An 11,879-nucleotide genomic window follows, 5' to 3' on the forward strand; every position below is an offset into this window, starting at 1 on the left:
CACTCATTGCCCTAACGCTTCCTTTTGCGCTGCGGCGAGTTCACCGCACCCCTTTTTGGCAAGGGCCAGAAGCGCCATCAGTTCGTCTTCCGTGAACGGCGTTTTTTCGGCGGTGCCCTGCACCTCCACCATCCGGCCCGAACCGGTGATGACGAAATTGGCGTCCGTCTCGGCGCTTGAATCCTCGGCGTAATCGAGGTCCAGCACCGGCACGCCTTGATAAATCCCGCATGAAATCGCGGCGACGGAATCGACGATCGGCTCGATCGCGATGACGTTCATTTTTTTCATGTGCGCGATCGCCTGAACCAGCGCGACATAGGCGCCGGTGATCGCGGCGGTGCGCGTCCCCCCGTCGGCCTGAATGACGTCGCAATCGATCCTGATCTGCCGTTCGCCCAGCGCCTCCAGCTTGACCACCGCGCGCAACGCCCGCCCGATCAGCCGCTGGATTTCCTGCGTCCGTCCCGATTGCTTGCCCTTGGCCGCCTCGCGGTCGGTGCGCGTATTGGTCGCGCGGGGCAACATGCCGTATTCCGCCGTCACCCACCCCTTGCCCGTGCCTTTCAGCCAGCCGGGAGTCTTGTCCTCGACCGTCGCCAGACACAAGACATGCGTATCGCCGAATTTGGCCAGACACGACCCTTCGGCGTATTTCGATACGCCGGTCACCAGTTCGATATTGCGCAGGGAATCAGGGGCGCGTCCTGATGGGCGGAGCATGGTTTTTCCTTTGTCTTGATTGGCGATCCCGGCACCTTACAGCCTTCCCGCCCGGCTGCAAGGGGTTTGCAAGCCGGGGCCCCATGCCCTAAATTCCCTGTCATGCTTGCCGAAATGGACGCCCGCGCCCGCGCGATATTCCAGCTTGTCGTGGATTCCTATCTCACCACGCGCGAACCCGTGGGCTCGCGCACGATTTCACAACTTTTGAACACCTCGCTTTCCCCCGCCTCGATCCGTGGCGTGATGGCGGAGCTTGAGGGGATGGGTCTGCTCTATGCCCCGCACACCTCGGCCGGACGCCTGCCCACCGAAACCGGCCTGCGCTTGTATGTCGATGCGCTGCTTGAGGTGCGCAATCTCGACGACGACGCCCGCCGCCATATCGACACGCTGGCTGCCCGCCGCAACGCCGGACCGGATGCGCTGATGGCCGATGCGGGCCGCCTTGTCGCGGGCCTGACCGAGGCGGTGTCCATCGTCGCCACACCCGGCCGCGAAAGCGCGGTGCGCCAGATCCAGTTTGTCGGGCTGGATGCCCGCCGCGCGCTGGCGGTCATCGTCTTCGCCGACGGCAATGTCGAAAACCGCATCATCGGCCTGCCCGACGGCGTCAGCCCGTCCGCGCTGATTGCCGCGACCAACTTCCTCAATGCCCGCTTGAGCGGACATACACTGGCCGCCGCGCGCCGCGCCATCCTTGACGACATCGCCGCGCGTCGTACCGAACTCGACGCGCTCAGCGCCCATGTCGTCGAACAGGGGCTTGCCGTGATCGACCGCCAGACCGGGCGCATGTTCGTGCGCGGCACGGCGGAATTGCTCAACGACGTGCATGCGATCGGCGAACTCGACACCATCCAGAAACTCATCGACCTGCTCGACCAGCAGGAAACCATGGCCAGAGTGATTGAAGCCGCCGAGGGCGGACAAGGCGTGCGCATCTATATCGGTTCGGAAAACCGGCTGTTCAAAAACGCCAACATCGCGATGGTGGTGGCCCCCGCCCGCGACGCGGACCAAAAGGTCGTGGGCGCGGTGGGCGTGATCGGCCCGACCTATATCAATTATGGCCGTATCGTGCCCATCGTCGACGCCACCAGCCAAATGATCGCCCGGCTTCTGGGCTGAAATCCTGACGCGGTTCTTGATCCTGCGCCCGCAACCCTCTAAATAATGTGCCATGACCGAAGCCGCGAAGCACAACGAAGACACGACGCCCCAGCCCGAAGCCGAATCCGCCGCGCCCATGGATGCCGGCACCGACGCCTTGCGCGCCGAACTGGCCGACGCGAAGGACAAGATGCTGCGCGCGCTGGCCGATGCCGAAAATGTCCGCAAACGGGCCGAACGCGCCCAGATCGACGCAAGCAAATTCGCCGTGGCGGGTTTCGCGCGCGACCTGCTCGACGTCGCCGACAACCTGCGCCGCGCGATCGACAGCGTTCCCGCCGCCCAACGCACAGACGCGATCGAAAACCTGCTTCAGGGGGTTGAGGCGACGGAGCGCGCGATGCTGTCCGCCTTTGAAAAAAACGGCATCCGCAAAATCGCCCCCGCCGCCGGCACGTTCGACCCCAATATTCACGAAGTGATGTTCGAGGCGGAAGTCCCCGGCAAAAAACAGGGCGAGATCATCCAGCTTGTCGAATGTGGTTACATGCTGCACGAACGCCTGCTGCGCCCCGCGCGCGTCGGCGTCGCCAAGGGCGATCCCAACATCCCCGCCGCCCATAGCCTCGACCAGTCGGTGTAGACACCCCCGCCGGGCGAATCTGTTACGCTTGGACCGGTTATGCCATCCAATCCGTATACGGGTTCTCTCCATGAAACGCCCCCGCCTTTCCGCGCTCGCCTTTTTCGCCGTCTTTTCCGCCGCGCTGCCTGCACACGCGCAACAAGTTTCACAACCCCTGACCGGCGCGGTATGGGCCACCACCGACTACGTCAACCGCGGCATTTCGCGCTCCGACGGGCCCGCGCTGCAAGGCCGCATCCAGCTTAACCACGCGCCCACCGGCCTGTTCGCCGGGGCGGCGGCATCGACCGTCGACCTCAATACCGACCCCGATGCAAATGTCGAAACCGTCCTGTTCGGCGGTCTTCAGGGAAATTACGAAGGCATCGATTATAACGGAAAACTTTCGTGGTACGCCTATCCCGGCGGCAACAACGGCAAGGAAGATTACGTCGAACTGGCGCTGACCGGCGGTTACGATTTCGGACCGTTCTATGCATCGGGCACATGGGCGTTTTCGCCCGATTACATCAACGGGTCCGGCGCATCCTTCTATTACGGCGCCGATCTGGTCGTGCCCGTCGTCTATGACCTCAAGGCCAAGGCGCATATGGGATTCCAGTTCGTCAACCGGGACAACAGCTACATTCAAAGCGGCGCAATGGATTGGGGTCTTGGCCTTTGGTACAACTACGCGCCGTGGGATATGGATATCGGCCTGCAATACACCGACACCGACCTGTCCAAATCAGAATGCCGCGAACATTGCGGCGCCCGCGCCGCGCTGGTTGCCTCCAAGGATTTCGGCATGTAGCCGCCAAAGCGCGCGTCCCGCCCTCAACCCCTTCCCGGCTTGTACGAAGGCACGTAATACGCATCCAGAAGGAATCCAGGATTTCCAAAAGCCCTGTCCTGTACCCACCGCGAATCCCACACCGCTTGCGGCGGCGGATTGTAATGCCGATCGAACAACACCCTCGCCTCCGGTACCGCGTCCAACGCCGGATCCAGCCAGCGCCGCCAGACCACCTCGTTATGCGGCTGACGCGTAAACATCTTGTCATGCTGCGCGGAAACGAAATCGGCCTCTGCCGCGTCCATGTATCTATCAGCCAACGTCGTAAAATGGCGGGCCACGACCACCTTGGCCGCATCCCAGTCATACGGCGTGTTCCAGCTGTCCAAAAAATGTCCGTCCAGCATGCCAGGAAAGACCGCAGTACAGAACACACGCGAAAGGCCACGCACGAACCCTGCCGTCAGGTGTTCATTCATCTCCATGCCCTTGTATCGCGCAAGCGATAGCGATGCGATCACCTCTTCCCCATCGGTAATCGTGACCGATTGATTCAATGGCTTTTTGTGCGCGCCGACGTAATCGTTGAGACTCTCGTTCCATACGGCCAGACGGCGACACCCTTCACCACGACCAAGACAAGTCTTGTAATGCTTCAACCAGAACTGCGGCGCGCGCCGCCCGTCCGGCAAAATTCTGATGATGCTCACGCCGGTACTGCCGCCGCCAAGCGGCACGGTTTCGACCGTATAATCATCCGGCAGGCGCATCAGGTGATAGACATTGGTCAGTGTTTCAGTGTGCGTTTTCAGCAACGTAAACCCCAACGCCTGATAGAGTTTAAGACTCTCATGACCGGCGCTATCCCAATGATCGGAATACGTCACCTTGCCGCGCACGACCGAAAGATAATCGGGCAGCCACAACTCGAACCGCCCGCTTCGCTGTGCGATTCTGTTGAAATCGGCGTTGAAGGATGTTCGGGTCATGACGGCATCGGGCGGTAGACGGGCGGACGGTAATACCCGTCTTGCGTAAAATATGCGCGCGCATCCGAAGGCAGGCGGCGATAGGCGTCATAAAACGCAGCCTGCAGCGCCCCGCGCCCAGCCAGCGCATAATCAACCCATTGCATGGGCACCTGCACACCTGTCGTTGGATTATAATAAGTCGGCAGATAACGCTGCTTTGACGTGTCGGCTTCCGCCGCATCGAAAAATGCGTGCACGAACGGCTCTAAATCCGTGCGCAGTATGTCCAGCCCTTCCGCCCATTGCCCCCGCCGCTGCCAGCTTTCCAAAATCGGGTAATCGTTATACCCCGGTACGATGGCCGCCATCACCACTTGCGCCAGCCACGGCGCAAGAATACGGACCGCGCGATATCCCTGAAAATTGCTTCCGACCCGCTTTAGGTAATCCGCGTCGAATTTGACCTGCGCAACGCGCGCACCGCGATCCGTAATCTCAAGATTACGGGATTCGCGCCCCTTCACGACTTTACGGTCGAACCACGCCTCGACCGGGCGGCACCCCCGCGCGGTGACATATTCGCCCGCATGGCCGCGCACGTAAAACCACGTCTCGCGCGCGCCGTCGGCCAAGGTACGGACGATCTGCGAATAACCCGCCCCGGCGCAACGCTCCAGCGTAAAATCCTTCGGTAGTTCAAGCCGGTAATAAGGCATGCGTTTCGCTTGCTGCGTTTCAAGGATATTGAACCCCAGCGCGTCATAAAGCGCCTTACCGGAACCGAATTCGCAATACGTGATGCCGGGACGGATATTCGCCATCCGCTCGGGCATCCACAATTCGACTGGCGCGTCCGGACTTGCCGTTTTTTTGAATGCCTGCACCGCCTGCGCCCAACGCGGCGGATGCACGGGCGCATCCACCGCAAGCCAGCGTTTATCAGCGGCGATATTGTTAAAATCTATAAAAACACCGCTGCGCCAGTCCGGTTTCTGTGATGCGACATTGCTGGTCGGACCATAGCCATAAACGTTATTCCCCCGGCTGATCGTCGCACCATGACCGTAATTCTGCTTGTAATCAGCAAAACTGCCGGCCAGTCGTGCGACCGTCGCCTTGTTCTTTCCCAACGCTTTTTTGTGTTTGAAATACTGCGCCTCGGAAAACAGCTCTTGCGGATCTTCCTCCAGAAACGCGGCCAGAAAATCCGCCGCCGGGCCAAGCGGCCCCCGGTAATGATCCTTACGGTAAAACGCGGGCGCCACCCCGATGCACACGCGCGAAAGATCGTCCTGCGGCACGTCCCATTCGGGGTTTTCCATGCGCATCAACTGCCCCACCCATTTCAGGCTGGTATAGCCGCGCGCGATCAACGCGGCGCGTACGTTCGGCAACAGATCGTCGAGCGAGAAACGCGAATTGAACGCCTTGCCGTCTTGCGCCTCCATCCTGTCCCAGTGCCGCGACAGTATTTTTTCAAGCTTCGGATGATCGCGGAACAACTGCGCCGTATCGGCAGCCAGCAGGCGGCAGAATACGTCCAGTTCGCCGGGGCTATCTGCTATCGGATCTTTTTGCCCGAATGTCTGCCTTCCGCGTCCGCCGGTCGCCAGCGCCAGCATGACGTGGTAATCGATCTGCGCCTCAGGGTGCAATGCCTTCCACTGATGGTAAATTTCCCGCACGCTGCGATACCCGCCCTCGTTCATCCACAAACGCAGCGAGGGCAGGATTTTATCCGCGACCACCACTGTGCGCGCGCCCGGTGCCTGCACCGGATTCAGATCCATCGACGGCGCGGAAAGCGCCGCGCTTTTTTCTTCCATCGCACGAACGTAATCGTCGATCAGCGCCTGCGGCGCGATCAGCCTCGCCGCCTTCTCCTCGCGCCGCCAATACCCTTTCAGCGCGCGATCGAAACGCGTTTGATCCAAGACCTGCGGCGGAATATCGGCCTCCTTGTAAAACCGCGCGCCGCCCACCGCCTCGGCATACAGCAAGCCACGCTGTTTCATGCCGCGATCCATGACATCGATGACGATGGCGTCAAGCGTTGGATTCGCGGGGTCGATGCGCATGGCGCGCCCGCCGCGCTGCTTCGCACGCACCTGCGAAAGCGTCGGCACGATATTGAAGACCAGGCTGACCGCGCGGTTGTTGTACCCTTCCGCCCAAAGGCGCGGCGTAATCATCATCCGGATTTCGCGCGCGCGGAACGCTTCGTCCAGATCGTTGCATTCGCGCGGGCTCAACCCGCTGTGCATGGCGCGCGCGAACACCGTGCCTTCGGGCATCACCGCGCGCATGAACTTGTTTAAATGCGCGGCCGCGCTTTCCGACTGGTCGATGGTCGCGCAAAACCCAATGCTCGTGCGCGTGAACAGATCCGGCCCGCCTTCCGGGTCTTTCCAATGCAGCATCGTATCGGCGATCTGGCGATACCGCGCGACCTGATCCGTCGCCTTGGCAAGCTGCGCCGGGTCGAAATCCCCCGTCGGCAGGATGCGCACGTCGTCCATCTCGATCCCCGCCGTCATCAAAAGCAGATTGCGGTAGGGCGCGTTGATCCTGCGTTTGACCGCCTCGTCCTCGCCCAGCCGGTAGCTTTCGTGATACCCCGCAGCCGCCAGCGATTTTTCGGCGCTGAATTCCGCGCTCGCGGTCAGACAAATGATCAGGGATTCCCCGTATTGCGCGGTCAGTTCCTGCCGCCGCGCCGAAATCATGCCGTGCCCCTCGTCCAGCACCAGCACGCCGTGCCTGGCCGGGCTAAACACGCCGCGCCCCGTTCCCAGCGCCAGCGAGGTATGCGTGGTCAGTGTCACCGCGGCATTGGCCGTCTTGGAATCCTTGTTGTAGATACCCACCTTCCCCTGCGCGATCCATTGCGGGAAATAGGTGCGGATTTCATCCAGCGTCTGGTTCAAAAGCTTGTTGGTCGGTACCGCATAAATCGCGCGCACATCGCCCAGCGCAATGATCGGATTGATGATCTCTAGCCCCAGCCGCCCCTTGCCGCTGCCGGCGGGCTTTTCGACATAGATCTGCCTCTCGCCATTCAGCACGTCCCCGGCCACGCGCTCTATCGCCAGTTTCTGCGTGTCATACAGGTCATCCCCGCGCCCGCGCCGCTCCAGCGCGGAACGCAGCCGCAAGGCCATCAGGGCTGTAGGAACCGGTGCATTCATGAAATATGAAAAAGCACGGATCCGGCCGCCAAGACAAGATTTTTGATATGAAATTCAAATTGACAGGCAATAAAATATAGGCTTTAATTCCTATATACCGACGGGCCTAAAAGGTTGACCAGACGGCGTGCGTTGCCTAAATCATGGGGCGCGGCCAGTCATTTAAAACGGGTCGCTTATAGGCCATACGGAAACCGGCTTGGGGATGCCGCTTTTGGGTCCCCCGGATTTTGCGAAAAGGAGAAAGAAATTATGAGCGGTAAAATCATCGGCATCGACCTCGGCACCACCAATTCGTGCGTTGCGGTCATGGAGGGCGACAAGCCCAAAGTCATCGAAAATTCCGAAGGCGCGCGCACGACCCCGTCGATCGTGGCCTTTTCCAAGGACGGCGAGCGTCTGGTCGGTCAGCCCGCCAAGCGCCAGGCCGTCACCAATCCGGACAAGACCCTGTACGGCATCAAGCGCCTGATCGGCCGCCGCTTCGACGACGCCGAGGTCCAGAAAATGGCGAAACTTGCGCCCTTCAAGATCATCAAGGGCGACAACGGCGATGCATGGGTCGAAATCGACGGCGAAAAAATGGCCCCCGCGCAGATCAGCGCGATGGTCCTGAAGAAAATGAAGGAAACCGCCGAAAGTCATCTTGGCGAAAAAATCGAAAAGGCGGTCATCACCGTACCCGCCTACTTCAACGACTCGCAGCGTCAGGCGACCAAGGACGCTGGGAAGATCGCGGGCCTTGATGTCCTGCGCATCATCAACGAACCCACGGCGGCGGCCCTTGCCTACGGCCTCGACAAGAAAAACCACGGCACCATCGCGGTCTATGACCTTGGCGGCGGGACCTTCGACATTTCCATTCTTGAAATCGGCGACGGCGTGTTCGAGGTCAAGGCCACCAACGGCGATACCTTCCTTGGCGGCGAGGATTTCGACCACCGCATCATCGATTTTCTGGCCGACGAATTCAAACGCGAACAGGGCATCGACCTGCGCAACGACAAGATGGCGCTGCAACGCCTAAAGGAAGCGGCGGAAAAGGCGAAGATCGAACTGTCCAGCGGCGTCCAGACCGAAGTCAACCTGCCCTTCATCACCGCCGATGCGTCGGGTCCGAAACACCTGAACATCAAGCTCACCCGCGCCAAGCTCGAAAGCCTGGTCGAGGATCTGGTGCGCAAAACCGTCGAACCCTGCAAGGCCGCCCTGCGCGACGCAGGCGTCAAGGCCTCGGACATTTCCGAGGTCGTGCTGGTCGGCGGCATGACCCGTATGCCCAAGATCATCGAAACGGTGAAGGAATTTTTCGGGCGTGAACCGCACAAAGGCGTGAACCCGGATGAAGTCGTCGCCGACGGCGCCGCGATTCAAGGCGGTGTGCTGCGCGGCGACGTCAAGGACGTGCTGCTGCTCGACGTCACCCCGCTCAGCCTCGGCATTGAAACGCTCGGCGGCGTCTTCACCCGCCTGATCGAACGCAACACCACCATCCCGACCAAGAAGTCGCAGACCTTCTCGACCGCCGAGGACAACCAGAACGCGGTCACCATCCGCGTCTTTCAGGGCGAACGCGAAATGGCCGCGGACAACAAGCCGCTGGGCCAGTTCGACCTCGTGGGCATTCCGCCCTCGCCGCGCGGCATGCCGCAGATCGAGGTGACGTTCGACATCGACGCCAACGGCATCGTGCACGTTTCCGCCAAGGACAAGGCGACGGGCAAGGAACAGTCGATCCGCATTCAGGCATCGGGCGGCCTTTCCGAGGCCGAAGTCGAAAAAATGGTCAAGGAAGCGGCCAGCCATGCCGACGAGGATAAAAAACGTCGCGCCGAAGTCGAGGCGAAGAACAACGCCGAAGGGCTGATCCACGCCACCGAGAAATCACTGAAGGATTTCGAGGGCAAGGTCGACGATGCCACCAAAAAGGGTATCGAGGACGCGATTGCCGATCTCAAATCCGCCATCCAGTCCGGCGATGTCGCGGCGATCACCGCCAAGACCGAGGCGCTGGGCCAGGCATCGATGAAACTCGGTGAAATGGCCTATCGCAAGGCGCAGGAGGAAGCGGCAGGCGCGGATGGCACAGCCCCCGCCGGGGACGCTCAGGCGCAGGGCGATTCAGGCACGGCCAAGCCAGACGACGTGGTCGATGCCGACTACACCGATCTGGGCGACGACGGCTCGACCAAGCATTAACGGGGTCCGCCCCTAACCTACCGGCGCCCGCCTTTTTGGGCGGGCGCTCCTTTCGCGGCCATTTGGCCCAATCCTTGCATGGATATTACGGGAATGGTTTATCCGTGCCGGGCATTGGCGATATATCGGCCCCGGCCTATGTTTCGCGAGGGAAGAGTCACATGCTCAACGACACCAACACGCTTACACGAGTTACCGCCTATGACATTCTCGGCATCGCTCCCGACGCGCCGCAGCGCGAGGTGCATTCCGCCCTACGCAAACTGGCGCTGGCATGGCACCCCGACCGCGTGCCCACATGGCGCCGGGGCGAGGCGACATTGCGCTTTCAGGCGATCATGGACGCCTATAACAAGCTGCGCACGGCCGACGCGCGCAGCGCCTATGACAGCGCCCTTTCCGCCGCGGGACATAAACCCAAAGCTGCCTTGCGCAGGACCGTGGCGCCGGGCAACGACAATTTACCGCTTGTCACGCGCGCCCGCGCGTGGCTTAAAGCAATCGAAACCGTTTTCTGGCCGATCCGTCGGTCGCGATAAGGCGGGGCGCGCCGCGCCCCCGGTAAACTTGGGGATCTTGGGGTAAATGGCCGATACGGGTTATTACGACGTGCTGGGCGTGGCCAAAACCGCCACCGACGCCGAAATCAAATCGGCGTTCCGCAAGCTGGCGATGCAATTCCATCCCGACAAAAACCCCGGCGACAAAAAGGCCGAGGCGAAGTTCAAGGAAATCAACCACGCCTACGACATTCTGAAAGACTCGGAAAAACGCGCGGCTTACGACCGCTACGGCGCGGCGGCGTTCGAGGGCGGCATGGGCGGCGCGCGCGGCGGCAACCCCTTCGGACAGGGCGGCAACCCATTCGGCCAAGGCGGATTTGAATTCAACTTCGGCGGCGGCGCGGGCGGATTTTCCGACATTTTTGAAGAAATGTTCGGCGACATCATGGGCGGCGCGCGCGGCGGACGGCAGGGCGGTGGCGCGCGCGGCGGCTATCAATCCGGCGCGGCGCGCGGATCCGATTTGCAATACGGCGTCGAAATCACCCTTGAAGACGCGTTCAAAGGCACCGAGAAAACCATCCGCGTCCCCACCTTCGCGGCTTGCGATACCTGCCACGGATCGGGCGCCAAGGCGGGCACCAAACCCGAAACCTGCCCGACCTGCAAGGGTCAGGGCCGCGTGCGCGCGCAACAGGGTTTCTTCACCATCGAACGCGGCTGCCCCACTTGCGGCGGCGCGGGTCAGGTAATCAAGGAAAAATGCACCGCCTGCGGCGGCGCGGGCCGCGTGCGCCGGGAAAAGACGCTCAAGGTGAACATTCCTTCGGGCATCGAACACGGCCGCCGCATCCGCCTTGCCGGCGAGGGCGAGGCCGGAGCCAATGGCGGCCCGGCAGGTGACCTGTATGTTCTGGTCAACATCAAGGCGCACAAGCTGTTCACGCGCGAAGGCGCGGACCTGCATTGCCGCGTGCCGATCGCGATGAGCATCGCCGCCCTCGGCGGCGCGATCGAGGTGCCGACCATCGAAGGCGGCCGGGCCGAGGTCAAGCTGCCTGCCGGCACCCAGACCGGCCAGCAATTCCGCCTCAAGGCCAAGGGCATGTCGATGATGCGTTCAAGCGCGCGCGGCGACATGTATATCGAGCTGTTCGTCGAAACTCCGGTGCACCTTTCCAAAAAGCAAAAGGAATTGCTGGCCGAATTCGCGGGCAACGACCCTTCCGCCAACTCGCCGGAATCCCAGGGCTTCTTCAAAAAGGTCAAGGAATTCTGGAACGATCTGACCGATTGACCCCGTGACCATTACCTATCGCCTTGCCGAAACTGAACTGGACCGAATGCGCTGCGCGCATCTGCGCGGCATTGTATTCGGCGGAGAACAAAACAGCCCGGTCAATCTGGACATCGACGAACACGAAGAAACGGCACGACATTTTCTGGCGATGGACGGCACGGAATACTGCGCCGCCGCGCGCTGGCGCATACCGGAACCCGGTATTGCAAGACTGGAACGCATCGTCGTGCACCCAAACTGGCGCAAAAAGGGCATCGGCCATAGAATTGTCCGCGCCATGTTGGACGACGTCGAAAAATCCATGCCCGAATGCCGGCTCATCCGCCTGTGCGCGCAGGATTACGCGATTCCATTTTACCAACGTCTGGGTTTCGCGGTGGTCGGCGACGGCTTTCTGGACGAAACCGATTACCCCCATCACTGGATGGAAAAACCGGCCTGACCGCCCGCGCAACGCCCGT

General features: G+C 61.3%; 10 protein-coding genes. 7 read left to right on the forward strand and 3 right to left on the reverse strand.

What is annotated here, in order from left to right:
• Positions 1–3: 3 nt before the first annotated feature.
• Positions 4–723 carry a ribonuclease PH gene (rph, locus tag H6866_01510; protein USO07927.1) on the reverse strand — a complete coding sequence of 240 codons (720 nt, stop codon included), beginning with the start codon at positions 721–723 and terminating at the stop codon, positions 4–6.
• A gap of 102 nt (positions 724–825) precedes the next feature.
• Between rph and hrcA the strand changes: the two genes are divergently transcribed.
• The 3 genes from hrcA to H6866_01525 all read left to right on the forward strand — a co-directional run bounded on the left by hrcA (position 826) and on the right by H6866_01525 (position 3,275).
• Positions 826–1,854 carry a heat-inducible transcriptional repressor HrcA gene (gene hrcA / locus H6866_01515; protein USO07928.1) on the forward strand — a complete coding sequence of 343 codons (1,029 nt, stop codon included), beginning with the start codon at positions 826–828 and terminating at the stop codon, positions 1,852–1,854.
• Positions 1,855–1,906: 52 nt separating this feature from the next.
• A complete protein-coding gene (gene grpE, locus H6866_01520; protein USO07929.1) occupies positions 1,907–2,479 on the forward strand; it encodes a nucleotide exchange factor GrpE in 573 nt (190 codons plus the stop codon).
• 70 nt (positions 2,480–2,549) lie between these two features.
• Entirely contained in the window at positions 2,550–3,275 is a 726-nt protein-coding gene (locus tag H6866_01525; GenBank protein ID USO07930.1) for a hypothetical protein, read from the forward strand.
• Positions 3,276–3,298: 23 nt separating this feature from the next.
• On the opposite strand, the gene H6866_01530 is transcribed toward H6866_01525, so the two are convergent.
• Positions 3,299–4,246: a hypothetical protein gene (locus H6866_01530; protein USO07931.1), complete on the reverse strand. Its 948-nt coding sequence runs from the start codon at positions 4,244–4,246 to the stop codon at positions 3,299–3,301.
• The gene (locus tag H6866_01535) at positions 4,243–7,416 is read right to left on the reverse strand and encodes a DEAD/DEAH box helicase family protein (protein USO07932.1); all 3,174 of its coding nucleotides are present in this window, start codon (positions 7,414–7,416) and stop codon (positions 4,243–4,245) included. Before H6866_01535 ends, H6866_01530 begins: the two co-directional genes overlap by 4 nt.
• 252 nt (positions 7,417–7,668) lie before the next feature.
• On the opposite strand from H6866_01535, the gene dnaK reads away from it, so the two are divergent.
• The 4 genes from dnaK to H6866_01555 all read left to right on the forward strand — a co-directional run bounded on the left by dnaK (position 7,669) and on the right by H6866_01555 (position 11,860).
• Positions 7,669–9,615 carry a molecular chaperone DnaK gene (gene dnaK, locus H6866_01540; GenBank protein USO07933.1) on the forward strand — a complete coding sequence of 649 codons (1,947 nt, stop codon included), beginning with the start codon at positions 7,669–7,671 and terminating at the stop codon, positions 9,613–9,615.
• A 161-nt stretch (positions 9,616–9,776) separates the two neighbouring features.
• Positions 9,777–10,154 carry a J domain-containing protein gene (locus H6866_01545; GenBank protein ID USO07934.1) on the forward strand — a complete coding sequence of 126 codons (378 nt, stop codon included), beginning with the start codon at positions 9,777–9,779 and terminating at the stop codon, positions 10,152–10,154.
• Positions 10,155–10,200: 46 nt separating this feature from the next.
• Positions 10,201–11,415 carry a molecular chaperone DnaJ gene (gene dnaJ, locus H6866_01550; GenBank protein USO07935.1) on the forward strand — a complete coding sequence of 405 codons (1,215 nt, stop codon included), beginning with the start codon at positions 10,201–10,203 and terminating at the stop codon, positions 11,413–11,415.
• A gap of 4 nt (positions 11,416–11,419) precedes the next feature.
• Entirely contained in the window at positions 11,420–11,860 is a 441-nt protein-coding gene (locus H6866_01555; GenBank protein ID USO07936.1) for a GNAT family N-acetyltransferase, read from the forward strand.
• Positions 11,861–11,879: the final 19 nt, after the last annotated feature.

Source organism: Rhodospirillales bacterium, assembly GCA_023898805.1.
Taxonomy (GTDB): Bacteria; Pseudomonadota; Alphaproteobacteria; order Micavibrionales; family UBA1664; genus UBA6145.

What these genes read in the sequence shown, in the direction of transcription:
- dnaK (USO07933.1), top strand. Translation starts at nt 7,669, where the DNA reads ATGAGCGGTAAAATCATCGGCATCGACCTCGGCACCACCAATTCGTGC.
- H6866_01545 (USO07934.1), top strand. Translation starts at nt 9,777, where the DNA reads ATGCTCAACGACACCAACACGCTTACACGAGTTACCGCCTATGACATT.
- rph (USO07927.1), bottom strand. Translation starts at nt 723, where the DNA reads ATGCTCCGCCCATCAGGACGCGCCCCTGATTCCCTGCGCAATATCGAA.
- H6866_01530 (USO07931.1), bottom strand. Translation starts at nt 4,246, where the DNA reads ATGACCCGAACATCCTTCAACGCCGATTTCAACAGAATCGCACAGCGA.
- grpE (USO07929.1), top strand. Translation starts at nt 1,907, where the DNA reads ATGACCGAAGCCGCGAAGCACAACGAAGACACGACGCCCCAGCCCGAA.
- H6866_01535 (USO07932.1), bottom strand. Translation starts at nt 7,416, where the DNA reads ATGAATGCACCGGTTCCTACAGCCCTGATGGCCTTGCGGCTGCGTTCC.
- hrcA (USO07928.1), top strand. Translation starts at nt 826, where the DNA reads ATGCTTGCCGAAATGGACGCCCGCGCCCGCGCGATATTCCAGCTTGTC.
- H6866_01525 (USO07930.1), top strand. Translation starts at nt 2,550, where the DNA reads ATGAAACGCCCCCGCCTTTCCGCGCTCGCCTTTTTCGCCGTCTTTTCC.
- dnaJ (USO07935.1), top strand. Translation starts at nt 10,201, where the DNA reads ATGGCCGATACGGGTTATTACGACGTGCTGGGCGTGGCCAAAACCGCC.